At 59.1% G+C, this 24601-nt stretch carries 16 protein-coding genes; 1 reads left to right on the forward strand and 15 read right to left on the reverse strand.

Annotated elements, in window-relative coordinates:
- The 5 genes from tagF to ACVOLS_RS05135 all read right to left on the reverse strand — a co-directional run bounded on the left by tagF (window position 1) and on the right by ACVOLS_RS05135 (window position 7147).
- Window positions 1–984, reverse strand: coding sequence for a type VI secretion system-associated protein TagF (tagF, locus tag ACVOLS_RS05115; protein WP_481514726.1), 984 nt, complete (start codon window positions 982–984; stop codon window positions 1–3).
- Entirely contained in the window at window positions 981–4706 is a 3726-nt protein-coding gene (gene tssM / locus ACVOLS_RS05120) for a type VI secretion system membrane subunit TssM (protein ID WP_481544741.1), read from the reverse strand. The genes tagF and tssM overlap by 4 nt, the downstream gene beginning before the upstream one ends.
- 16 nt (window positions 4707–4722) lie before the next feature.
- Window positions 4723–6111 (reverse strand): hypothetical protein, encoded by a 1389-nt coding sequence (locus tag ACVOLS_RS05125; protein ID WP_481544742.1) that lies wholly within the window; start codon window positions 6109–6111, stop codon window positions 4723–4725.
- Between the two features lie 80 nt (window positions 6112–6191).
- Complete coding sequence (locus ACVOLS_RS05130) at window positions 6192–6452, reverse strand: PAAR domain-containing protein (RefSeq protein ID WP_481544743.1); 261 nt, start codon at window positions 6450–6452, stop codon at window positions 6192–6194.
- Between the two features lie 101 nt (window positions 6453–6553).
- Entirely contained in the window at window positions 6554–7147 is a 594-nt protein-coding gene (locus tag ACVOLS_RS05135) for a M15 family metallopeptidase (RefSeq protein WP_303749870.1), read from the reverse strand.
- A 750-nt stretch (window positions 7148–7897) separates the two neighbouring features.
- Between ACVOLS_RS05135 and ACVOLS_RS05140 the strand changes: the two genes are divergently transcribed.
- Window positions 7898–8392 carry a hypothetical protein gene (locus tag ACVOLS_RS05140; RefSeq protein WP_481544744.1) on the forward strand — a complete coding sequence of 165 codons (495 nt, stop codon included), beginning with the start codon at window positions 7898–7900 and terminating at the stop codon, window positions 8390–8392.
- Window positions 8393–8802: 410 nt separating this feature from the next.
- Here ACVOLS_RS05140 and ACVOLS_RS05145 read toward each other — a convergent pair whose 3' ends face one another.
- The 10 genes from ACVOLS_RS05145 to tssE form a co-directional block, all read right to left on the reverse strand.
- The gene (locus ACVOLS_RS05145) at window positions 8803–9612 is read right to left on the reverse strand and encodes a DUF6708 domain-containing protein (RefSeq protein WP_481544745.1); all 810 of its coding nucleotides are present in this window, start codon (window positions 9610–9612) and stop codon (window positions 8803–8805) included.
- 321 nt (window positions 9613–9933) lie between these two features.
- Window positions 9934–11013, reverse strand: a complete 1080-nt coding sequence (locus ACVOLS_RS05150; RefSeq protein ID WP_481544746.1) for a hypothetical protein — start codon at window positions 11011–11013, stop codon at window positions 9934–9936.
- A 3-nt stretch (window positions 11014–11016) separates the two neighbouring features.
- On the reverse strand, window positions 11017–14220 hold the full coding sequence (locus ACVOLS_RS05155) for a toxin VasX (RefSeq protein ID WP_481544747.1): 3204 nt from the start codon (window positions 14218–14220) through the stop codon (window positions 11017–11019).
- A gap of 24 nt (window positions 14221–14244) precedes the next feature.
- The gene (locus ACVOLS_RS05160; RefSeq protein WP_481544748.1) at window positions 14245–15210 is read right to left on the reverse strand and encodes a DUF4123 domain-containing protein; all 966 of its coding nucleotides are present in this window, start codon (window positions 15208–15210) and stop codon (window positions 14245–14247) included.
- Entirely contained in the window at window positions 15143–17872 is a 2730-nt protein-coding gene (locus ACVOLS_RS05165; protein WP_481544749.1) for a type VI secretion system Vgr family protein, read from the reverse strand. The genes ACVOLS_RS05160 and ACVOLS_RS05165 overlap by 68 nt, the downstream gene beginning before the upstream one ends.
- Before the next feature lie 126 nt (window positions 17873–17998).
- Window positions 17999–18349, reverse strand: a complete 351-nt coding sequence (locus ACVOLS_RS05170; protein WP_303749862.1) for a hypothetical protein — start codon at window positions 18347–18349, stop codon at window positions 17999–18001.
- Window positions 18350–18370: 21 nt separating this feature from the next.
- Entirely contained in the window at window positions 18371–21121 is a 2751-nt protein-coding gene (gene tssH, locus ACVOLS_RS05175) for a type VI secretion system ATPase TssH (RefSeq protein WP_481544750.1), read from the reverse strand.
- A 66-nt stretch (window positions 21122–21187) separates the two neighbouring features.
- On the reverse strand, window positions 21188–22273 hold the full coding sequence (gene tssG / locus ACVOLS_RS05180; protein WP_481544751.1) for a type VI secretion system baseplate subunit TssG: 1086 nt from the start codon (window positions 22271–22273) through the stop codon (window positions 21188–21190).
- Window positions 22237–24072 (reverse strand): type VI secretion system baseplate subunit TssF, encoded by a 1836-nt coding sequence (gene tssF / locus ACVOLS_RS05185; protein WP_481544752.1) that lies wholly within the window; start codon window positions 24070–24072, stop codon window positions 22237–22239. Before tssF ends, tssG begins: the two co-directional genes overlap by 37 nt.
- Window positions 24072–24563, reverse strand: coding sequence for a type VI secretion system baseplate subunit TssE (gene tssE / locus ACVOLS_RS05190; RefSeq protein WP_057628615.1), 492 nt, complete (start codon window positions 24561–24563; stop codon window positions 24072–24074). Before tssE ends, tssF begins: the two co-directional genes overlap by 1 nt.
- Between the last annotated feature and the right edge of the window lie 38 nt (window positions 24564–24601).

A 24601-nucleotide genomic window follows, 5' to 3' on the forward strand; every position in this document is an offset into this window, starting at 1 on the left:
TCAGGTTCCCAGGAAGGTCTCGCCAAACAGCCGACGCGCAGTGACCAATGCAAGGTCATCACGTTCGAGGAAGCTGCCGAAGCGGTTCAAGTTGTAGTCGCCGTGCAGGTAGTCATCCACCCACTCCGAATGCTGCAGGTGAATCAGATAGTCGCCAGCTTCGGACGGATCCAAGGCCGCGCGCAGTACCATGCGATCGGCGCCGTTGAAGCCGATCACCATGTTCGGCTTGGCATCGTTGCGGATCAGCACCGCCAGCTCGAAGTCACCCCGGCTGACGAAGCTGGACACCAGGTCCAGCCAGAACGCGGCCACCAGCGGCCGGTAGGCCGGGTCGCGCACCAGCGGCAGCACCAGTGCCTTGTCGATGTTCACTTCGCCACCGCTCAACACGGGCTGCAACAGCAGACCCAATGCCGGCAGCATCTGCCGCAACGAAACCTCACCATGCCCTGCCTCACGCAGGCGCTGTTCGAAGCTGGCGATGGTGGTGCCTTCGAGGAAGTCCTGGAAGCTGGCGTTGTAGTCGGCCGGATCGGTGCTGATGCTGAAGCGAGCATCAGCCAGCTGGCTCAGCGCCTGCGTTGCATCGGCATCTTCGTTGGCCTGCCGTGCCAAACGGGCAAGTCCCGACCATGCATTGGACAGTGCCAAGGGGCTGCGGCCGATGAACGGCAGTGGCTCAGGTGCCTCCAGCCGCAATGCGGACAGCAGCGGGAAGCGCCGTTCAGAGGCATCGCGACTGGCCAGAAAGTGGCCGCACACAAGCATCTTGCTACGCGAGCCGAGGAAGGCGTAATTAATCTCTGGTGCCTCGTCGTAACGCTGCTTCCAGTCCGGGCTTTGGCTCAACAGCTCCAAGGATTCGCCAGCCCAGCGATCAAGCCAGCCAAGCAATTGGTGATTGTCGGCAGCGCGCACGAAGTCACCGCGCGACGGGACTTTTCCGAAGTAGGAAACTCCGGCACTGACGACGCGGCTCATCGTGCGCCTCCCGCAGCCTGCTGTGGCGCCGCTGGCGCGCTCGCAGGCGCCTGCCCTTCCGGTACAACCGGAGCAGCAGCGGCAACCGGTGCACCACCAGCCACACGCTCTGGAAGCTGCAGACCGCGCTGCCAATCGGCGCCATCGGAACCCGTGCCAGCGCGCCGCACCACGCGCATTTCCACGGTCACGGCAACACCGCTGCCTTCCCAGGTGATACGGCTGGAATCATCAAGCCGTTCGTACTGGCCTTCGGACATCAGACGCTTGAAGCCATTTGAGCCCGGTGCATTGAACACCTCCACCGTGCGGCCATCACCCGTAACCGCCGAAATCTTCACGCCAGGAATCTGGCCTGCGTTCGGGTATTGCATGGTCGTCCACTGCGGTGGCGTGTTGCGATAGCGCAGCTGCTGGCCATCAATCTCGATGGTGTATTCCACCGCACCGGTTGCAGGCGACGGCAACAACTCAAAGATAGTCGTGTCCTGGGCAGCACCTGCACCCGCGCCACTTACCCAATTGCCATAGTTGGCGACCAGTTCGGAAGACAAGTTGATACCGATACCTGCCCAACGGCGTGCTTCAAGCAAAGGACCACGCTGGATGACCAAAGCCCCCATCGCATCCTTGTTGAAGGTGGCGATGCTCCCGCTGGCACCGAAGATGGCAGCGATGTCGCTGGCCGCAGCATCCACATCCGAGTTCAGGTTGAACGGATACTGCTGGCCGATGCGCGCCTTGAAGGGATCATAGACCTGGGCCTTCCAGGTCTTGTTGACCTCATCCTCGGTCGGCAACACCAGGGCTGCAAAGGTCTGCGTCAACGGACGCAACAACAACGGACGCAATGCCTCGCGCTGCTTCTCGTCCAGCCCGTTCAATACCTGCTCGTCGACCAGCGCCAAGGCGACGCTCAGCTCGGAGCCCTCATTACTGAAGGTGTCCTGCATCAGCTTGCGTGCACCAACGCCAACGTCGCCTTGCGACTTGATGGCGTTCAAGCGTGCCCGCAGCTTGCCCAACGTATCAAAGTAGGCCGCGATCACCGCCGGTTGATCACCGCGCGGCATGGTCAGCCGTGCGATGCCTTCAAACGCCTTGCCAATCGGTCCCACCGGCGCGGCAGCGGCGGCCGCCGCCGGGTCCTTGCGCAGGATTGTGCGCTGGAACCAGGCCACGAAGCCCTTGCCGGACTTGCTCGAACGCGCCTGTGCAGGCGGGTTGTCCCAGATGGTTTCCTCGTTGATCTTCTCGAGCAAAGTACGCAGCGGCGAGTTACTGGCATCACCAAGGCGGTTGATGCGCGCCGTGGCCTCGTCGAAGGTATTGAACTCGGCAACACTCAAGCCGGCAACGAACTTGCCCCACTCGCGTGCGTATTCCTGCTTGTACATCGTGACCAGCTCACGCGACACGTGTTCCGGGCTGCCGGCCAGCGACAGGTCGCTTTGCTCGGTCGTACCCAGCACCCAGTCGGTGGTGCTCAGCTGGGTATTGGCCGCTTCCTTGATCGCGTCCTGCACATAGTCTTCCCAGGCCTTGCGGCTGAAGGCGCCGGAGATGGCATAGCTGCCGTTGATCAGGCGCGCATTGCGCTCTTCGCCCACCAGGCCATCCACCGTCACCGTGCCAAAGCGCGCGCCAGCACGCGCCTTGATCTGCGCGAACACGCGCTCCATCGCCGGCTGTCCCTTCATCACCTGCGACAAGGCCTGGCGTGAATCGGTAACCAGCGTCACCTTGTTCTGCACCTGCGGCCAGCCCGGTTTACCGGCCTGCGCCACATAGAAGGTCATCAGCTTTTCGGCGGCCCGCACCATTTCCTCGCGGCTCATCTGGCCACGGTTGGCTTCGAGCCAGTTGCGCCAGAACAGCGTCAGTTGCTGCGACAGATGTGCGCCTTCCACGTACTTGGGATTGCCCAGCATCAAGTAGGTCTTGAGCGCGTTGTAGGCGTCGTTGGTGCTGGTCGGCGATGCGTTCTGGTACAGCGTCTCGCTCTCCGCAGCGCCTGCGTTGGCCTGGCCGAGCTTGTCGCGTTCGGCAACCACTTGCCCAAGATAGTTCTCGAGGTTGGAAACGGTGGGCGCCAGCATTACCTGCTGCATGCCGTGGTTGTACTCACGCAGCAGCTTCTCGCGGATCGCGTCGCCCTGGTACAGACCGAGGCTGGTGGTGATTCCGCCTTCCTTCTTGTAGCGGTCCAGCTGTTCCATGCGGTCCTGCAACAGCAGCAGCGCATCGACGCGGGACTTCAGATCCATGCGGTCCTTCTGCACGCGCACGGCCTGGTCCAGATCCTTGGTGGCATTGGCTACCAGCTGCGCATTGGTGGTGTAGGACCAGGTCCACAGGCCAAGCCCAAGCGCGAGCACACCGACGGCGCCCAGAAACACGCCGTAGCGCAGGCGATTCTGGTGCGGACTTGCGTACTGCCGCACCAGATCGCGGTCAGCAAAGATCACCTTGCGGAACAGGTCCTTCAGGAAGAAGGCGGTCTGCCCGCTTGGTGCCTCGTCCACGTTCGAACCGCGTTGCAGGCCAAACTGCCTGCCCACGCGCTCGGACGCGTGATGCACTGAGCGCCCCTCCTGCAGCGCACTGCTGAAGTAGAAGCCACGGAACACCGGCTTGAACTGATAGGGATTGTCTTCGAACAGCGTGGCGATGAAGGTCCGCAGCGCAGGTTTGATGCCAACAAACTCCAGCGGCAAGGACAACAGGCCCGGCGATACCTCGCGTCCGCGCTGCATCGCCATGTGGGTCAGGCTCATTTCCTTGATGCCGTCGGCCAACTCGTCGAAATGCTTGTCGAAGGCCGTCAGTGAATCACCCTGCTGCTGCACATCCGCCGGCAATGTGGCGCCCCAGACGTTCTCGCGTTCGCCCGGATCCAGATTGCCAAAGAATTCGCTGAAACCGGCAATCAGGTCGGCCTTGGTGAACAACACATACACCGGCGCGAACACTTCCAGCTGCTCGGTGACTTCCTGCACACGCTGGCGCAGGTTCTTGGCCAGCTCCATCGCAAACTCGGGCTTGCTGCCAGATAGCTCGGCAATGCTCACCGCGATGATCACGCCATTTATGGGTGCGCGCGGACGGTTCTTCTTCAGCAGCCCGAGGAAGGTCAGCCACTCCATGCGGTCTTCGGTACTCACCGAATAACGACCGGCCGTATCCAGCACGATGCCGTTGGTGGTGAAGTACCAATCGCAGTTACGGGTACCACCGATGCCCTGGATGACGTTGCTGCGGTTGTCCTCGAACGGGAACTGCAGCCCGGAGTTGAGGATCGCCGTGCTCTTGCCCGCTGCGGGGTTGCCGATGATCACGTACCAAGGCAACTCATACAGCGCAGCTTTGCCTTTGAGCATTCCCATCCGCGAGGACTTGATCTGCTTCACCGCATCCAGCATGCGCTTGCGCAAGGCCTCGGTATCGGCACGCTGCGAGGGTTGCGCGTTGGCCACGGCCTTGTCGGCCTCGCCCTGCACCATCGCCTCCACACGCCGCGCCGCGCGCCGCGCCATGATCCGCTTGATGATCCAGACGATCAGCGCAATGACCAACAGCGCTGCAAGCACGATCGCCGCCCATATCCCGATCTGCCTGGCCTCGGCCTCACCGTATTTGGCCAGCCCAGCGGCGCCGATAAGACCAATCACCATCCACAAGCGATAGTCGCGCAGGTAGTAGCTGAAATTGCTCAAACTCATGCAAGGAATCCAGGGTTCAGGAGACTGCCGGCATTGCAACCGCCAGCGTCGGGGAAGGAAGCGGCTCTACGAGACCAAACAAACGTTGCTGCGCGTCGGCAACGCCCAGCAACACAACTGCCTCGGACTGGCGCTGCAACTGCGCTTGGGCCAAGGCCAACAAGGCGACCGGCAACACCGGGCCGAGCTCACCAGAGCACAATGCCAGGGCAAGGCTCTGTGAACTGAAATCAAGATCAGGGTTGATCGCAGCCGTGACTGCCGCTGTATCAACCAGCGATTCAGGGCGTTGATCGGAATCGTGCAGCACGAACTGCACCCGCGCCGCGTCGGCAAGCAAAGGCTGCAACCACTGCGTTGCCGCGCTGGCGAGCTGACGGCGGAGCTCTGCAGGACGCGTGCCGTGAACCGGCTCCAGACGCTCAAACTGCGGCCGCCAGAAACGAGCTGCGCCCTCACCTGCAAGCTGGCTGCTGGCCAGCAACACACCAGCGGCACCCTCGCCCGGCACGTGACCGTCGGCGTTTTGCGCGGTTGCAAGCAGGCCGCGCGCCAACCAGTTGTTGATGACTGCAGCGTCTATCGCCGAATAGCAGGAAGCGATCAAATGCCAGCGCGGTGTGCCCGAGCTCAAAGCATCCACAACCCGCTGCAGATGTGGCCACACATCGCCGGAACGCTCGAACACGCTGATGCGCACATCAAACCGTCGCGCATCCAACCCGGCCTGCAGCGCCTGCTCTTGCAGCCATGTCTGCGCCCAGTGACGCAAACCGTCCGACCAGGAAGGCGAAACGACGAGCTCTACGGTAAGGACATTCTCGACCCGATCTTCTTCGCGCCGGCGCAGACCAGCAATCACAACTTCTTCACCACCAACAATTGCCGGCATCGCGCCGTAAGCCACATCCAGCAACTGTTCGAGAACAGGCTGCAACAGCGCCATCGCGCGCCGCTCATGGGCAGCGGTATCAATCGTTCCTTCGCGTTCGGACAACACCGCCCACTCGTCAAGATCAACGACGGCACTCACACGAATCGGAAGATTGTTGGCGTCGCGGAAACGCGTGTCCAACTGCGGCCGCGGCAACGCCGAGGCGACGGCCAACACCGCGTTCGCATCGTTTCCCGCAGGCAGGTGAACGCTTCCTGCGGTGATTGCCACCGAGGAAACATGCGTACTGTTGGACTCGACTGCAGCTGCAGGTGCGGCCTCTTCGGCATTCGCGCTGGCTGCAACCGCCTTGTCAACGCCACGTGAAAGCATGCCGCGCAGCATGTAGCCCGCACCGCTCAACCCCACCGGCAATACGCCGAGGTAGGCCAGCATCTGCATGCCATTGGGGGTGGTGCCACTGCTACGCCAGTACATGATGGCCGCCGCCCAGGTGGCGACAAAAACCATCATTACGCTCCCCGCGTTCTTCAACCATCCTGCCATCAGTCGCTGTGCTCCATGCGCTGCTCCTGTACCGCGTGTTGCGCTCAGCCCAACCCAGTGCTGCTCTGTGTGGCCAGCAACGTGGCCCCACATGCAGTGCGATCTCCGTCACGTGCTACAGGCTGCCCGTCGATTACGACGGTAGCGTCACCACTGATGATTGAAGTTGCCCCGTGCACCGCGCAGACGGCGCGGTCCCCGATGCGGGAAACTGGTTTGCCATTCACGTCTGTCTGGGCAGTGCCAGACACCACGCTACCGCCATGACTTAACTTGTCGCCGACAACGATAAACGGTCGTGCCATGCATCACACTCCTTGATTCGCCGTGACCCGGTCTTTCCATCGCCCCTGTCCAACGGCGACCCGAGTCATCACCGGCGTACGATACCAGCACTTGTTCGCGCTTATAAGCCTTGGCGTCGCAGTTCATCACGCTTCGCGTTGCGCGCCACCTTGCATCGCGCCGTAGCCTCTACGTGCACATAGTCCTTGATGCTGCGCCAGTTGCCACCCCAATCCAGACCAGCCTGTTCAGCAAGCTCGCCGTACAGAAAATAACCGCGCCGGGTCCACGGATCTTCCATGTCCCATTGCAGACGTCCGTCACGAATTGGCGCACTGTCCACACCCAAACCGTACTGGTGACAGCTTTGCCAGGCACCGGCACGAGTCGCCTTGCCACCGGCCATCAACTCGGCCTGTCGCTCGGGGCTGCGATAGCCTTCGATCAACACCATCTCGTAACCATACTGACGACGCATGACTTCGTAGATAGCCAGAACGCGTTGCTGCAGATCCGGATCAATCTGGTTCCATTTGCGGTCAGCAGTGACTATCTCTGGACGCAGGCGGCGGATTTCTGTGGTCGTGAACACCTCCGGTGGCGGCGCAGGCGGCGGCGTCAGACGCTCGCCACGCAGCAGCTGCGCAACCATGGAGCCGGACTCGGCAAGATCATCACCGCGGAAATCAGACAGCACCACTGTCTGTCGTGACATCAGAATTATCACCGGAGGAATACACAGCAAGCCTATTGCGATGGCCAGCACGGGCCAGTGACGACGCAGCGTGCCACGTACACTCACAACCTCTTCACGAACCCCACTGCGCACACGCGCAGCACCTGCGCCAGCGCGATCGCCTGCACGTCCCGCCCTTTGTCGCACTGCAACCCAACGCGCCCGCAGACGCGCAAACACCGGACCCAGCGACTCAGGGAACAACAGGCCCCAGCAAAGCAACGCAACAAGCAGCAACAGCACAATGGCTACAACGACAATTACAGTCACCGGTCCTCCATGACGACAATGCAGGTTGACGCATCGAGAGGCTTACTCTACAAATGCGCGTATTCGTTTCGGCACTAGCCGACTCAAACCAAGGGCTGGAAGCACTTGAATAATGGCGGAATAAATCGGCCGAGTCTGCTCTCAGGGGGAGCGCAGAACAACGGCCCGGCACCGAACACGGGCCGCATTCTCGCAGACATGGAAGGTCGACAGGTTGCCGCATCATCGCGCGCCACCAAAGACCACTCCCCCCAAAGCCGGCGCGTCTGGTTGTGGGTTGGTGCGGGTTGCGCACTGCTGCTTGCATTCACAAGCGCAACACTGTGGTGGCTCTCAAACAGCACCACACAGGACGATTCCGAGTACTCGTTGAACCCTGACGCAGTTCCAGATTCGTCTGCAACTTCTGTCACCGGACACCCCGACGCACCCGCAGCTGCAGGCAGCAATGGCGCTGCGATGATTGTTGATGCACCGGACACCACGGGCGCAAACAGCCGCAATGCAGCCACGCCGGCGCAGGCGTTGCCTGCGACAGCAAGTACAAGTTCAAGTGCAACGGCTGCAACTCCTGCAAGAGAAGCGCGTGCGCAGCGCGCGCCAGCAGTTGCACGCACCGCTGCAGGCAGCAGGACGCAGGATGAAAACCTGCTCGGCACGCTGCTGGGCATCATCAAGGAAGAAGAAGGCAAGAAGAAGAAAGCTGCCGCAGCGCCACAGCCTCAGACCATGGATGATCTGATCGCGAAAATCGAAGCAGACGACAAGAAGCGGGCCGATGACGAACGCGTCGCGTTCGAGCAGGTGGCAACACGGAAGACTGCTTCAACCGAATCGACCATCCAGACCCAACTGCGTGCCTGCCCTGGTGCGAACACGACCAAGGGCCTGGAGTGCCGCGCGAAGATTTGCGCGGGCGTGCGTGGGAAGGATCCTGCTTGCCCGGCTATGTGACGAGGTGAGCATTCAGTTCATGCAAGCGCATTGCTTGCTTGTGAGATTCACTGCACCGCCATCAGTTCCTCATCGACGCTGGCACGGACAGGCTCTAGCCTGCCTCTGAGTTCATGCCAACGAGCCCGCTTAAGCGGGCTTCTTTCTTAAACGAAGAATGATCCATGTATCAACCATAGGCAGCCCGGTAGCCAGCCTGCCAAAGGCGGGCCTCGGTCGCCAACCAGGCAGCCGCAATCTACGTCAGCAGCGTGAAGACGCACTTGCCCCTGAAGTCACTCGGACATCTTCGGCAACGTCACATGTGCCTGTCGCCTGCCTCGCGAACGGGGGCCTTGAACTTGCTGCCAATCAAATGCTTGCTGGTTTCGGCCAACATCACTAGCTAAAACGGCCTCTGCAGCAAGAAATCAACTGGTTGCCTCCACAATGCTCCAGACGATCCAGACGCCGGATGCAACTCCGATCGCGGTACAGATCAACGGCCAGATCAATTCCACGAATCCCAGCTTGGTGTTGTTCCGCCAATCGCGCTGAAAGGGGTCATCCGCGTTTATCTCATTCACGGCCTCTACTTCCACTGGCCATACGGGGATGCGAGACGTGGTCATCGCAAGCCAGCGGGCTAGCGCTATGAACCCAAAAGGTAACGAGAAGATCAAATGCAGGAAGGGAAACCGCATGAAGCTTGCGAAGGCCCGAAAAACTCCGAACAGGAACCCTTCCTTACGATCGTGGATCGGCAGGAAGATAGGCACTTCCGCCGCCGCCAGCGCCGGCCCGTTCTCATATTCCATGTACTGCCGAATAAACTCCCAAAGTCGCATAAGGTCGTTCTCATCCGACATATACGCATAGCCGAGGGTATATGTCTCCAGGACCGTCTTCCCATCTTCAGAAAGGAGATGCATGCGCAAGTCGTTCGTCTTACCCAATGGCGGCGCCGTAGACTCGCCGATAAAGAAGAACAACTTATCCCAGTCTGCGCAAAATACGGTTCCGTTCTGCCGGAATACATAAACCTTCCGGTCTTTTCGATTTAAGCGCATCGGGTAATGAGTCCAGCGAAAACACTCGCTCCGCACGAGCCAATAGACCCCGGCTATTATAAAAACAGACACAGGAAGAATAAAAAGACCAAAAGCCCAAGGAATCCACTGCTCGCCTGCCTTAAACGGAGGTCCAAAGATAATTATATTCCACAAAAAATATCCAGACATGGGTATATAAGCGAGGCCTACCATCAGCCCAAGCCACGCATTGAAACCCTTCCCCGGATACCAACGGTCAACCAGCTCCAGGAACGTTGAGTTGACGCGTATGACCGACATTACGCTACAAGGGTCTTCGCTAGCCTTAACACTTCTGCTGAGTTGCTTCTTTCGTTCGCTATCGCAAAGCGGTCGATTTACGGGAAAGCGTAAGTTTCGCGCATCAATCCCAGCGTAGTCCACGTAAAACCCTCCAAGCTATCTCACCACCCACTAACCGCCCCCTCCTAAATCTTGAGCCGCCGCAGACTGGAGAAATCGGCTCGCCGCCTATTGAAACCATGGTGGTATACCGAGCACAGCAAACATCAAGAAAACAAGGATTGCTGAAAGCCCCCCCGTTACGAACCAGCGGCGATTCAGGTGGCCTAGTTTTCCGACGCTTGCCAAACGTTCCGCTTCTGTCGGCTGACGAACTCTGTATGATGACGAACTTTGCGGGAAATTCATGATATCGGCAACTTCACTTGGCCAAACGGGGCGAGGAGCAGTACGCGATATCCACAAGCCGGCTCGCTCGAACCAGAACATTGTTACCCCAACCAAACCGACATAGATTTTGGCAAACAACCCTTGGGCAACCCGGTGATTCTCATCCACCATGTCCCCATACAGGAACCTATCCATTCTCGCCAGATCCGCCCGAGAGTCGTCGACCGGCGGCATAGGGTCGATCTCAGGAAGTACAGTCGGATCACCGTCCATATACTGTTTAATAAACTCCCATAGTTGCCCGGGAACCTCAATACTCCGCTGAGGTTGTGCCAAGGGGATGTACCATCGAATTCGTCGAGTACTTTGGTCCATATCAACAATGGCCAATATGTAACCAGTACTGCCGCCAGCAGCGCTATACATTCTGGCTATCATATTAACTGGCTGAACATCGTCATAACAAAGCCGCACCCATCCAGACTTTTTATCAAGCCAGTAATAAAAACAACGAGCCTCCTTGAAAAGCACAACCGGCGGCGAAATGGTCGAACGCATAGAAACAAAAGACCAAGAAAAGAACGCGCAAGATAGTAAAACTGGAACAGCCAAAAATCCAAGCAAAATCCAAAATAGATCCGGATCCTTGTCAAATCCAATATTCAAAAATAGCCATAACGACATACTCAAAAAAGCCAGCCCAATAACCAACCCGAAAATGAACCCAAACCCCCTGTTCGATGCCTGCATCCCAGAGCTAAAAACGAGGCGCCTCTCGTCAATTGACTGAAACGCCTTTGCCGTTCTCATTTCATGCTTGGAGCCATCCAGTCCTTTAGGTAGCAAGAACCCCCAAAATCCGTCCTGGCGAGGAAGCTCCTTCATTCCGAAAATGAGATCGCGCGCGGCCTTCTTCATAAACTATTCCTTAACCGGAAAGCGTAGCTTTGTGAGCAAGGCAGGCAATTCTTCCTTGTCAGGATAGTAAGACAACTCCATACCAAAACCTACGACCTCTGTATAAGCGCCTGCAGTGTCTCCAAACCAACGACCAAGGGTGTTCATAAGCCCAACGGTTGCGCCCTTCCCAGACCCCAAGCGCCCAGTGATAACAACTACGCCGGTGTCATCTTTCTTAACCTCGGGCTGACCTTCACCACCAGTAAGCCTGATCTCTCTCTTAAAGCTTCGCGCCGTGTCTTCGCCATTCTTGAGTGTAAATTGCGATACCACCAACCTTTTTCCATCTGACGTGAACCCGTATAACACAACCAAGAGTTCGCTCCCTTTAGCGTACCTAGGAAGCGCGATTTCGTACATACCCAACGCCGCGTTGCCCGAACTCAGCCTTGAGAAGTCAGCCACCGCCACCATCGTGACGCGTTGCAGCTGATAGATTTCATCTTGCAGATCTCGAAAACTCTCGACAGCTGATTTTGCCGGGTTAGCAAATGGATTCTTCTTTAAGGTTTCGCCCGATATTCGCTTCTTTTTACCAAACACGCCGTTATCTAACCAGTATTCAACTGGGGATAGCTCCGTATCATCGGTACCGAACGCCTGAATACCCATGTAAATTGCGGCCCCCACCGCTGCTACTGCGAGCAAAATCCACCCCACCGGCCCCAGGGTTATACCAAGAACGGCGGCTGAAGCAGCACCGCCACTCAACGCCGCAAGCGCACTGACTGTGAATCCATACACCGCGACAGAACCAGCAACAGCCGCTAGGCCTGACCCAATTGACCAGAACGCTGAATCAATATCGCGCGAAGGAATTTTTGCTATTCCCTGCCAGATAGTGTATGCCCCATCAATAACTCCTGCAGCCAGACCAAGCCTAGCGGCTAACATACCAACAGGAACTAATTCTCTGGCAGATGTTCCCACTACTAATGTTTGCACCACTACTTTGAGCTCCAGCCCCGCCGAGGACGCGGCCAGGCTAGCAGCCAGCAACTTCACCCCATTCTCGCCGCGATTCTTTCCATCGACAAAGTCCCTCAGAGCTCCCCATATCGTGTTCGCCTGGAATAACAAAACAGCTGCACTCACCATAAAGTCCGCGTGAGCAGCCATGCGACCCATATGACTCTGTAGCGCCGGATTATCCGGGACCGAAGTAGAAGGAATTGAAATGTCAACCGTAGACAAACCAAACCTTTGCAATGCCACTGCGTCTAGTGCAACACCAGATTTAACCTTTCTAATTATCCAGAACGCTACTTCTGCAACTTCATCAGTGGTTGCCGGCTCAGAGAATAGAACTGCACCACCAACCGCTTGTGATAATGCCCATCCCTCCTGCCGCAGATTCCCGTGAGTACGCATGTACTCCGTGCCTGTCATCATAGGACCCATGGTCACAGCAGCAGCCGCATTCACTCGCACTGGTCCAGTGGATATCTCCATTATCCATTGCGAAATCCGCGCCCACGTCCCTCTAACAACAACCGGCTGTGGAATAATATCGTCTCGTGTCAGCCCCGCTTTTGTAATCTTCCTCAACAAAGAAGAATACTGATTAGGGTTACTAACCTGCAGCCTACCCATGACTCCGGTCGCGGTTTCGATGAGGGATGCGGTGGCCTGATTAGCAGCGCGGTGCAACCGAATTCCAACCCTGAGCTTATTTACGGCCTCTATTGCGCGCATTCTGCCGTCACCACCGACAAGAAACTCGCTCGCCATTGATTTTGCTAATCCAACAGAATCCAATTTATCCTTATCTGTGGGAGGCGCTGCCCCCATGAACCCTAGCAGCGCGAGATCACACGCTGACAGCGCTCTCGATAACCAATTATCTGGATCAGTATCAGATAGCCCCAGCACACTCTCCCAGACCTTGAGCCTTTCTTCGTCATTCACACCGGAACCTGACACACAAAGGGCCACCATTCGCTCATGATCTAGTGAGCTAATGTCATCTTTCATATCAAAATCGAAACGCTGCTGTACGTACCACGCAGCAGACTCTTTCCAATGGATATAGTCTTTTGAAACAAGCTTTGTCTGCGCAAGGTATCGCTTGAAATCCTCAGATTGCGCCAGCGCGACTCTCCAGCGATCTTCATCCACGTGCCTCAAATAGCGCTCAGGACCGTAATTTTCGTTCCACCAGGGTCCTGGATTGGCCTCTGCGTTGACTCGAATTCCTTCAATAACCTCTGCAATCGCCCGCTCGCGGGCCCGGACATCATCGACAAGCCCCGCCGCGTCTGCGGCGAGAGCAGAGATCCTATTCCTTGAATAGTTTATTTGGGCAGTCATGCCAACCGGATCATCCAGAACCAAAACAATTCCTGTTTTCCTATCCACTCCTGCAGATATGACATCAACACTAGTCTTCAGCGGCGAGGCTGCAGCACCGGGGAGCATCACGATAGAACTTACTGCACGTCGGTCATAGAGTGGCTCGAGCAACCATCTATTGATCTCTGACTGCACCGATCCGAGAGAATAATCAGCCACCAACCCCTTTAGATCGTTTGGCATTTGTACCGCCCGAGGAATATCACTACCTGCGCCCAAGACAGCAGCAGAGGCCGCAACAACCACATCTAGCGCAAACATCCTTTTATCGCGACAACCCTCTTCATTCTTCTGGTAACGGGCAAGCACCTCATCTGTCCACCGGTAGCGACTATAAGCAAGCCATACCTGCGGATCCTTCTTTGGATCTACGACTATCGCTTGAAGCGCTAGAGCATTGTGCTCAGAACGAGAGCAATTTTTCTCGGCTACTGGCTCCGGGGGAAGCAGTGAAGTTCCCACGCGCCTAAGTAATCCGGCTTTGTTTATCTCGTATCCATCCCAGCTATTGTCACTTTTAAGAACATAAAGATACCCCGGCGGCAATGAACGCAGAACGTACCAATGTTGGCCAACGTCTCCCCCTAAGAATCCGCGATCGAGTGCGCGCAGCCCCTCTGTTACCTCTGGAGAAGTCGAGGCGACCGTAAGAAATTCTCCAGGAAGAGGCCGAATGCTTACAGGTATGGCTGTGTATGTGACAGGAATGATAGCCAAACCTGTCTTTACACAATCCGGGCAAGTTTCCCCGTCACCATGACTTGACACAGATTTTGCGCGATTACGTGCTGATGAAATGTCATTGACTGCCATTATCGAACTCCATGTACAAATAATTTATACGCGCGCAATGGAAGACCAAAAATCATCTCCAAACAACTCCAGCGCATCTATTGCGGAGCGCTTGCAATCAAGTGCCTCAGTCATGCACGTATGAACATCGGCATTGTCTTCAAAATCAAAACCTATCAACAGGCAGTACAAGGCATACATAACTTTTTCATACTCCCCTTTGAGATGCCACTTCGCCACTGCCTGACGAAGCTTGAGCTCAATACGAACAATTTCAGCCTCAGCTGCTCCGCCCTTGAATGCTGTCAGCTCGAGGGCCTTGTTCAGATATCCGAAGTTCATCAAAATCTCGCCATCAATCAAACACTCGATTGATCCATCTGCGGAACTTGCATCGTCTATTAGAGCCGACTTAGCACCTTTGATGACTTGCACTCTGCCGTCAGGTGATATCCAACACCATTTAGTTGCCGGCCAAAATAAGCCCCCCACCTTATCAGCCGTCTTGAATACGCACAGGAGGTAGACAACCCGCGGGTCCCAAAAGCGGAACAAACGACGGGTCTTGTTCAACATCACAGTGGCTCGTCTAGCAAGTCCTGCGGCAAGACTATCCGGTGAGTGGTCCGTTACAACCCATGCGCAAACTGACCGCATCCCGCCCGCATTCCCGATTAGTTCAAGGACGCCCTGCTCGACCGAACTATCAACCAACGGATCACGCCCAGGCACGCCCAAGCGAACTATGTAAGGACAAAGGTGTCTGGGAATAAGCGACGCACTAATTGGCAGTGGAAATCGTTCACGCCGTCCCTCGCTCCTCTCCCACAAGGGATCACCAAGGACAGGATCAATCAGCAGGTATGTCGAACCGCCTCCGGATCCATCGGCTACACGCACGGCGTCAGCAACAGCGTCAATAACGGTTTGGATGCTCATCGTCTTAGACAATAGCCGCTCCACTAGCAGCAGCCTTTGCAATGTTGTACTCACAACCTCGAAAGCGCCCATTTTTTTGGGGGATTTCAGCCTTCACACTAGCCGGCCCCACCCAATCCCTCTGACTCGCCTTGAACTCAATCTTCCCGGGCGCGCCCAGCTCGATGTTGTCACCTTCAATCCGAATGTAAGCACCAGCCGCTGTAGCCAGCAGATGCTTGCTCGGCGCTGCCATTTCGATATTGGCTTCAGTGCTGGCAATGCGGACATTGGTCTTCGCAGCGATCGTGGCCTGGTTCTTGTGCGCGCGTGCGCTTACCTTGCCTTGTGCTGCGTGCAGGGCGATGCCGCGCTCCTGATTGGGGCTGTCTTTCCTGCCCTCGCTGCCCACGGTGTAGAGCACCAGACCTTGCGCGACTGCCAGGCTCAGCGAGCCCTGCGTCATCCAGTTCAATGCAACGCCACTGCTCAGCAAGGTGTGGGTACCGCTCACCCATGCTTGATCGGCCGGGGTCAGGCTCATTACGCCGGCTACGCCGCTGCCGAGCAGTACAGGCGCGCTCCAGCCGGGTGCTTCGCCGTCGCCGCCATTGATGCTGCCGGCATTGCTGCCGCTATGCGTTGCTTTCAGCTGTTCCTGCAGTTCGGTCAGGGTTTGATCGATGGGCAGTTCGGCTGGATCTTTGGGCAGCTGCGCAGTCTGATCAGTTGCGGAGTCGGCGAGACTTTTGAGCAGGTCGTGGCCTTGCTGCAACTGTGCGATGGCTTGTGGTGCTGCCATCTGCGGCGTGCCCTCCTCCGTTGTCAGCAGCAAGCCGCGACCGGCACGCAGGCTGCCGTGTGCTTGGGTTGAAAGCTCGACGCCGAAACCGCGCTCGCTTTCGCGCACGTTGTCGTCGCCGCCTTTCAGGTGGCCGAGGGTCAAGGTGGTGTCGTGCTGCGTTGTCGACAGCTGGGCGCGGCCCTGCCCCGGCGTGTCGTCGAACCGTAGCTGCTGGTAGCCGCCGGTGCCGCTTTGGCTTTCTGCCAGCGCCTGACTCTTGAAGCCGGTATACACGGCGGCGTGATCATTGCCTTCGAACCATGCGGCGGCGTTGCCGGTGGCGTTGGCGCCACCGCTGTTCAACTTGTTGTGCTGTGCGTCCTGTTGGCCGCGGCCGTTATAGAGCGCGCCAACAATCACGGGGCGGTCGATATCGCCTTCCAGGAACGCGACCAATACTTCCTGGCCGCGCCGCGGCAGCACTACGCCACCCCAGTTGTCTCCGGCCCACGGGGTCATGACGCGCACCCATGTCCAGGCGTTACCGCTGGCGGGCGCGTTGTCGTCGCCGGCCGGGTGCGCCAAGCCGTTGCTGGCATTGCCACCCCGCTGCCACGGGAACTGCACTTTGATGCGGTGGTCGCGGTCAGACAGCAAGGGATCGCCATCACTGACCACAACCGCACTCAAGGTGCCGGTTACGCTGGGGCGCGGGTGCAGGTGTACGCCATGCCCGTCTTCGGTCTGCGGTCGGTAGATGACCTCGGCCGGAATCACCGCGAATTGGTTGTCGTAGAAACCTGTGTCGATGTCGTTACGGCCTGCACCATTGCGGATGCCAGCCAATGCGGTTGGCAGCTCCAGGGCGCGCTGGTTGATCGGGCCAAGCGTCTGCTCGAGTGCATCGAATACATCAGCATCCAGGTTGTTGCGGGCCTGGTGTCGTACCGAGATACAGAGGAATGCAGCGTCCTCGGCCACCTGCGGGTGCCGTGACAAAGCGAGCTTGGCGCCCGGCGCAAGTGCACGCCATTGGCCGCTGCCTTCAATCAGATGCGAGCGCACGCGCAGTGCATCCAGATGCTGTTGCGCGCGACGTTGCCCGCGCGCATTGTCCTGCCAGCCATAAGGCCCGCTGGTGTCCTGGTCAACCACACCGAGGTCGGCACCCTGCTCTGCTTCGGCGCTTGCCTGGCGACGCTCAAGACTGCGGTAATCCCAGGTTGCCCGCTCCACCTTCGGCGTGCACCAGCTGCGGGCTTCCTGCCACTGCTGGATGGCATCGCTGCGTTCGCTTTCATTGCTGCGATGGAAACGCACGCTGCCGAGATCGGTAACGTCATGCGCGTGATCGGCCAATACCAGGGTGTGCTTGCCGAAAGCCGCTGCATCCGCGTCGCCTTCATGCTCGAACCAATAGAAGATGCCTTCTTCGGCCAGCAGGCGCTGTACGAACGCCAGATCGCTCTCCTGGTACTGGGTGGTCAGGCTGCGCTTGGCGTACTGGCCAGCATCGTTAAGCACCCAGCGCCACTCGGGCGCCAAGCTACCGTAGTCGGCGAAGATGTCCTCGATGATCTCGACCACGGTCTTGTCGTGGAAAACATAGCTGTCCACGCGCTGCGACAGAAATGCCAACCATGGCTGCAGGCGCAGGCGATAACGGGCGAGCCCGCCATTGCTGCCAATCCGTTCGGCGGCGGTGATGCGTCCGTGCAATGGCCGGTGATTGCCAACGGCCTGCTGCAGCTGGAGCAAGGCAGGCTTGCCGATCAGCGGCTGCAATTGCAGGCCGGCATCAACGGATAGCGCGGTGATCGTCCATTGAAAGCCGATACCGTCGATCTGCTCGACGCCATCCAGGGTTTCCGCAACAAGCACGTCGCCGCCCAACGCGGTATGCAGCCGCAGGAAGCGCTGTGTCTGTGCGGGCCCGGCCAGGGCTGCCAATACGTTGTTTACCAAATCCATGGTGTTGATCTGCCTTCATGGGCTGTAGTGCGCACTACGGCCCGGACTGAAAACTGCTGGATGCATCTGTTTGTTGCCATCCATTCCGGTACCCGCCAGCACCGGAATGGCGTTGTTACCGTTGCATCAAGCGACCTGCGCGATTTCCTCAAGGCGCAGACGCACGCCTTCGCTGACCTGCAGGCGATAGTCACGCCCACCAGCGGAAATAAGCACCTCACGCATATTGCTCACCAACTGCGGCTTGCCGACCGGCGCGCTATCCATGTGGATTCGCCAGGAGCCACGGCTGATCTGGCCAGCCACAATGCGTGCATCCTGGCGCGCTGCCGGCACTGCAGTTTCGAGCAGCTCGACGATGTGCTCCGGGCGCAGGCGATTCCATGCGCGCACGCGGTCGAGGTCGCGCCCCAGGCCCAGCTCGAGGCTGTCGCAGTGGTTCAGTGCTGCCTGGCGGTCAAATCCGAAAAATTCCATGCTGTTCTCCTTCTTCCGTAATCAAGAAACTTTGTACTTGAAATCGCCCTTCTTGCCGGCGCTGACTTTGATGCTGTTGATGCGGGTGCCTTCGGCCATGGCAGTCAACACGTTCTCCGCAATCTCCGGCAGCAAGGTGCCGTTGAGAATGTGATCGACATTGCGTGCGCCCGAGTCCACCTCGGTGCAGCGCGCCAGTACAGCTTCAACCAGACCTTCGTCCCAGCTGAAGCTGGCCTTGTGATTTGCGCTGACGCGGTCACGAATGCGGCCGAGCTTGAGGCTGATGATGCGCACCAGCACGTCATCGCTGATCGGGTAATACGGCACCACCTTCAAGCGACCAAGGAAGGCCGGCTTGAAGCTGCGCATCAGGATCGGCCGCAGGGCTTCGGCAAGTGCGTCTGCGGCGGGAATTTCTTCTGCCGGCTTGTTCAGGCAGGACTGCATGATCTGCGAGGAGCCGATGTTGGAGGTGAGGATGATCAAGGTATTGCGGAAGTCGATCTCGCGGCCTTCGGCATCATCCATCACGCCCTTGTCGAACACCTGGAAGAACATTTCCAGTACGTCCGGATGCGCCTTCTCCACTTCGTCCAGCAGCACCACGCTGTACAGGTTGCGGCGAACAGCTTCGGTCAGCACGCCGCCTTCGCCGTAACCCACGTAACCCGGCGGGGAACCCTTCAAGCCGGACACGCTATGCGCTTCCTGGTACTCACTCATATTGATGGTGATCAACTTGCGCTCACCGCCATAGAGAATGTCGGCCAAAGCCAGCGCGGTCTCGGTCTTGCCCACGCCGGAGGGCCCGACAAACATGAACACGCCGCGCGGCTTATTCGGGTCTTCCAACTTGGCGGTCGCGGTACGCACGCGCTGGGCGATGGCGTCGAGCGCGTGGTCCTGGCCGATGACCCGCTCTTCCAGCAGGCTGCCCAGCGAGCGGATGGTGCGGATCTCATCCTTGACCATGCGACCAAGCGGCACGCCGGTCCATGCCGACACGATCTCAGCGACGACGGTGCCATCCACCTGCAGCGGAACCATCGGGGTCTCGCCCTGCAGGTCACGCAGCTCCGCCTGCAACTTCGCCAGCTCTGCATGTTGTGGCGAGAGCTCACGCGTTGACTTGCTGCGCTTGCCAGTTGTTTTTGCGACAGCGACGTCGGCCTGCTCGTCTGCGGAGGAATCCGCATCACCCTCGCCCGCCAGGCCTTGTTCAAGCTGCTGGCGCAGCGCTGCAACCCGCCCGGCCAGTTCGCGCTCGACACTCAAACGCTGCTCATTGCTGGCAAGCACAGCCTGCGCTTCAATCTGCTGCGCCTTCAGTTCGGCAAGACGTTCCTCATGCAAGGTACTGCCGCCGGCAGTCTCACGCTGCAATGCGGCCAGCTCGGCCTCGAGCCGATCCAGGTGCTTGCGGGTGTCTTCGATGATCGCGGGCGTCGCACTCTGCCCAAGTGCGACCTTGGCGCAGGCGGTATCGAGCACGCTGACGGCCTTGTCCGGCAGCTGGCGGCCGCTGATGTAGCGGTGCGACAGGCGCACGGCTTCGGTCACGGCTTCATCAAGCACGCGGATGCCAAAGTGCGCCTCCATCAGGCTGACCATGCCGCGCAGCATGGCGGCGGCCAGCACTTCGCTGGGCTCTTCCACCTTCACTACCTGGAAACGACGCGCCAAGGCGGCGTCCTTTTCAAAGTACTTCTTGTACTCGCTCCAGGTGGTGGCGGCGATGGTCCTCAGCTCACCGCGTGCCAGGGCTGGCTTGAGCAGGTTGGCGGCGTCGTTCTGGCCAGCGGAGCCGCCGGCACCAATCATCGTGTGGGCTTCGTCGATGAACAGGATGATCGGGTGCGGGCTCTTCTTGACCTCGTCGATCACGTTCTTCAAGCGGTTCTCGAACTCGCCCTTGACGCTGGCACCGGCCTGCAACAAACCCATGTCCAAGGTGTGCAGCTCAACGCCTTGCAGCACGTCGGGCACATCCTTCTCGGCAATGCGACAGGCCAAGCCTTCGACGACGGCGGTTTTACCGACGCCTGCCTCACCGGTGAGGATGGGGTTGTTCTGGCGGCGGCGCATCAGGATGTCGATAACCTGACGGATCTCGGCATCACGGCCAATCACCGGGTCGATCTTGCCGTCACGCGCACGCTGGGTAAGGTTGGTGGTGAACTGGTCCAGCGCGGGGGTCTTGGACAGACCGCCCTTGGCCTCGCCCGGCACTGCATCCGCATCTTCGCCAGCACCTTCGCCCGTTGCCGAAGCATCGGCGAAGCGCACGGTCTGCGCTTCCTGCGAGCCCTCGGTCAGCTTGGCAAAATCGTGCTTCAGCTCTTCACGCTTGAAGCGCACGAACAATTTGGAGCCGCGGTAGGCCAGCTGCGCAAGATCAGGCTCGGTCAGCAGTGCCAACAGCAGGTGACCGCTGCGGATGCGGGTGGTCTCCGAATCCAGCGAAGCAATCAGCCAGGCGTGCTCGAACAGGGCCGGCAGATGCTGGGAGAACACGGGCGTGCGTGTATTGCCGGTCTTGAACTGGCCGATCTCGTCGCTGAGATCGCGCTCAAGTGATTCGGGCGATATGCCACTGCGCTGGGCAATCAGCACGAAGTCGCTCTTGGGCTGCTCCAACAAGGCGAGGAACAGATGTTCCAGATCCACCTCGTAGTTGCCACGCGCCATGCACAGATTGGCTGCGCGCTGGGTCGCCTGACGGCAGGTGTCGTCCAACTTGCTGATAAGTGTTTTGAGGTTGATGCTCATTCGGAACCACGCACTCCCTGCTGAAACCGTTCAATTACCGGCAGCGTCATCGCTGCCGGCGCCTCGTTATTGCAATGTATGGATGCCATAGGTGGTGTCGTCGCGCGCGCCGTCTTGCCCGCGTGTACACATATAACTGTCCCAACCCAAGCGCGCTCCAGTTCCCAGTGCGCTGCCTTGGACGTCCTCGGCACGCAGCACCAGCCGCACCTCGTACTCAAGCGTGCCGCCGGTGAGCAGCGACAGCCACTTGGCCAAGGCCAGGGCTGCAGTTCCGCCGGGCAGGAAATCATCAAATGCCTTCTTCGACAGCGGGCCGATGCGCAGGCGCAAGCGCAGATCGCGCTGCCAGACGCGGTCACCTGCCAACGCGCTGGCACCCAGCACGGCATTGGCTTGCCCCAGGCGGGTCGCCTGCCCTGCCGGTACGCGGTACCAGGCACCAACGAACTGCTGCACTTCGAGCGGCACCTGAAAGTAGTCCGAGAGCACGCGCTGCATCAGTGCTGCCGATACCGGCCGCTGCCGGATCGCGCCCGCGTAGTACGCCACTGCCTGATCGAAGATGTCGCCTTCGCCGTCATGCAGGCGGTCGCGCAGCTCGTGCATGCCCATGCCAAGCAGCGACAGCACCAATGGCAGGAAGCGCTCACGCCGGTCCAGTTCGTACTGCAGCGCCAATCGGTGCTTCTTCCACGCCGCGTAGTGCAGCGCTACGGCGCGGGTGGAGAAAATATCGAGGAAGGCACGTGCGGTTCGATCGCGCTCGTAGAGCTCGCGGATCTGCAGCGTTTCGGTGTAGTGCAGCGGCAATGCACCTGAAGTGCCGAGCAGGCCCATGAAATGGGGTGTCAGGTGTATTTCACCCAGCGTTTCAGCAGTCAGCGCCTGCTCGATGTCTTCACGCTCCTGCAGGCGATCGCCAGCCAGCGAGTACACCTCACCTTCGGCAGACAACTCGGTCGCCGGGAAGCCCAGGGACAGGCTGTTGCGGAAACGCACCCGCATTGGAATCGCCTGCCCCGATTTCACCCCTTGTCGCTCGAACACCTGCTCAAGCAGGCGCACCGCCTGGAAGAACTCGAAGCGGTGCGGCTCGGCCAGCAGCTGCTGGGCTACGCCAGGATCGATTCGCCGCTGCGCGCTTCGCATCGGACGATCTCCTCCCCGCTGTCGCCGGAAATCAGCACCAGTCGGGTAAAGCTGTTGGCATGCACATACAGTGCGAAGAAGTGATCCATCACCTGCGCGAATGCAGCCACGCCGGTGCCGACAAAATGGGCCTCATTGATGGTCAAGCGGATTTCAAGACCGCGTACGACAGATGCGAACTGGCGACCGGACATCCAGGTCGTCGCCGGCACCTGCTCCAGCGCAAGAATGCCATCGACCTGCCGCGCGGAGACATTGCTGCCAGACAGGTCATACAGACGCAGCATTTCTTTCAGCGCAGCCAAGCCGCTGCCACTCAGGGACAGCTGGTTAAGCGACAAATGCGAGATCAGGCGCCACTGCGCGCTGCGCCCGTGGCGGAAGCGCAGTGGTCGGGTTGGCTTGCGCAGCAGCGTGATGGCCTTGGCAGGGCTGCCACCTTCGATGCTCAAGTCGCCACCGGCCACGCCATAGGCGAGCTGATGCGGCAGATCACGGTTGCTGCAGGTCAGCTCCAGGCTGACCGTATCGGTTTGCGGCAGCACCGGGTTGAAAGACAGATCAACGAAGCTGATCTCCATCTCGAAGCCCGGGCTTTGCCTTGCGATGTCTTCGTCGTGGCGGGCGACCCAGTATTGCCCGGTACGATCCGGGTCTTCACCGTGATGCAGCGAATAGAAAGGACGGAACTCGTGGATCGCCTCGCCCTGTGGTGTCTGCCGGATGCGGTAGACCGAATCGATGGAATGCACTTCGAAGGCATAGGCGCGGCGTGCGTCCGCCAACACCGGGTAGTTCACCGTGCGATGGGTTACCCGGATCGGCTCACCGTTGATCTTGAACAAATTGACGATGGGCGTACAGCCCAGCCGCACGTTGTGCAGGCCGATATCTTCAAGCACCATTGCGTTGGCCCGTTCCTGCTGCCCAGCCGGCAGGATCAGGTGCAAGGTGAAGCGGCGGCTGGCGCCTGCGCTGGTGGCAGTCAAGTCCAGGTCAACAAAGCCGAACTTTTCCGGGTAGCCGAACAGTTCGGTCAGCAAGCGATACGCCGGGTGCGAGCGCGCCGGGAAATCGATCAAAGCTTCGCTGTCAGCGAAGCCAACCGGGCTGATCGGCACTGACTCAAGACGACGCCAGCGACCGTCGCCGTCGGACTCGACATAGGCGGCCTTTACGCCAAGCAGCAGTGCGTCGCGCAAAGCAGCGCGCACCGACGGCTCCCCGTCGAGGAACAGGCGCAGTTTATCGGTACCCAGCTGAGCGAAGCCAAGCTGATCTGAAAGCAGATTGAAGCTCAGTGAGATCTGTCCTCCACTACCGCCTGGCAATGCCGTTGCCATGGGCGCGTCTGCCACCGCCCGGTACGTCACAGCAGAGATACCGATGGGCGCCAGCACCACGTCGTAACTGGTACGGAAATCACAAGGGACGCCGCGAACTGCGCGACTCTGCAAGGAAGTGCCACGCGGAATCCGCACCGGTGCACTCAGCTTTGACGCCAAGCCGTCCATATCGAAATATGCGATCGAGCAGGCTGGGAACGGCCGCAGATAGTGCGGGTACAGCACATCCAGCAGCGCGTCGGTGAACTCGGGGTAGTCGTCGTCGATGCGCTTGGAGACGCGCGCACTCAACAGCGCGAAGGCCTCGATCAGGCGCTCGACGTGCGGGTCCTGGCTGCCATCGGCAGACAACTGCAGGCGGCCGGCGATCTTCGGGTAACGCTCGGCGAACTCGCGGCCATAACGACGCAGGTAGGCCAGTTCACGCTCATAGAAGGGCAGCAGATCCTGCATCAGAGCGCCTGCTGGGTGCGACGGGCGCGAGTAACCTGGTACTGCAGCGTGGACGGCTGCAGCATCGCGTCGAAACTTACCGGCTCGCGCGCAGGCTCGAGATCCAGCAGCGCATGAATGGTGAAATGCAGGCCACCGGCGAACTGGTTGCCGGCATCAAGCTGCACGCTGACGTTCTTCAAACGGCGCTCATGGCGGCCAACCGCCTGCTCCAACGAGCGGCAGATGGCGGAACGGTCATAGGCATTGGCAAGGCTCATTGCCGAGAAATCGGCAAGCCCGTAGGTCAGCAGCGACTGGCGGCAGTTTGGGAACTCCGCCATATCACTCTCCTGGAAAGCGGCGCGCGAATTCAGCAGCCCCTCCAGGTCACGCGCAATGGACTCCTTGTACTGCTCCAGCGATACGGACTTGAAGATCGGCCCGGCACCCGCACTGCGCGGATTATCGTCAAACAGCTTTTCCAACAGGCTGGGTTCGAGTCCCTTCATCGTTGTTTCCGGTAGCTGGGCATCCGTGCGAAAAGGCA

The sequence above is a fragment of the Stenotrophomonas sp. STEN038 genome, from assembly GCF_056759895.1.

Coding starts and splice junctions, on each gene's coding strand:
- ACVOLS_RS05165 (WP_481544749.1), bottom strand. CDS start 17,872: ATGGATTTGGTAAACAACGTATTGGCAGCCCTGGCCGGGCCCGCACAG.
- ACVOLS_RS05170 (WP_303749862.1), bottom strand. CDS start 18,349: ATGGAATTTTTCGGATTTGACCGCCAGGCAGCACTGAACCACTGCGAC.
- tssH (WP_481544750.1), bottom strand. CDS start 21,121: ATGAGCATCAACCTCAAAACACTTATCAGCAAGTTGGACGACACCTGC.
- ACVOLS_RS05145 (WP_481544745.1), bottom strand. CDS start 9,612: ATGTCTGGATATTTTTTGTGGAATATAATTATCTTTGGACCTCCGTTT.
- ACVOLS_RS05130 (WP_481544743.1), bottom strand. CDS start 6,452: ATGGCACGACCGTTTATCGTTGTCGGCGACAAGTTAAGTCATGGCGGT.
- ACVOLS_RS05160 (WP_481544748.1), bottom strand. CDS start 15,210: ATGGGCGCTTTCGAGGTTGTGAGTACAACATTGCAAAGGCTGCTGCTA.
- tagF (WP_481514726.1), bottom strand. CDS start 984: ATGAGCCGCGTCGTCAGTGCCGGAGTTTCCTACTTCGGAAAAGTCCCG.
- ACVOLS_RS05150 (WP_481544746.1), bottom strand. CDS start 11,013: ATGAAGAAGGCCGCGCGCGATCTCATTTTCGGAATGAAGGAGCTTCCT.
- tssE (WP_057628615.1), bottom strand. CDS start 24,563: ATGAAGGGACTCGAACCCAGCCTGTTGGAAAAGCTGTTTGACGATAAT.
- tssG (WP_481544751.1), bottom strand. CDS start 22,273: ATGCGAAGCGCGCAGCGGCGAATCGATCCTGGCGTAGCCCAGCAGCTG.
- ACVOLS_RS05135 (WP_303749870.1), bottom strand. CDS start 7,147: ATGTCACGACAGACAGTGGTGCTGTCTGATTTCCGCGGTGATGATCTT.
- ACVOLS_RS05155 (WP_481544747.1), bottom strand. CDS start 14,220: ATGGCAGTCAATGACATTTCATCAGCACGTAATCGCGCAAAATCTGTG.
- ACVOLS_RS05125 (WP_481544742.1), bottom strand. CDS start 6,111: ATGGTTTTTGTCGCCACCTGGGCGGCGGCCATCATGTACTGGCGTAGC.
- ACVOLS_RS05140 (WP_481544744.1), top strand. CDS start 7,898: ATGATTGTTGATGCACCGGACACCACGGGCGCAAACAGCCGCAATGCA.
- tssF (WP_481544752.1), bottom strand. CDS start 24,072: ATGCAGGATCTGCTGCCCTTCTATGAGCGTGAACTGGCCTACCTGCGT.
- tssM (WP_481544741.1), bottom strand. CDS start 4,706: ATGAGTTTGAGCAATTTCAGCTACTACCTGCGCGACTATCGCTTGTGG.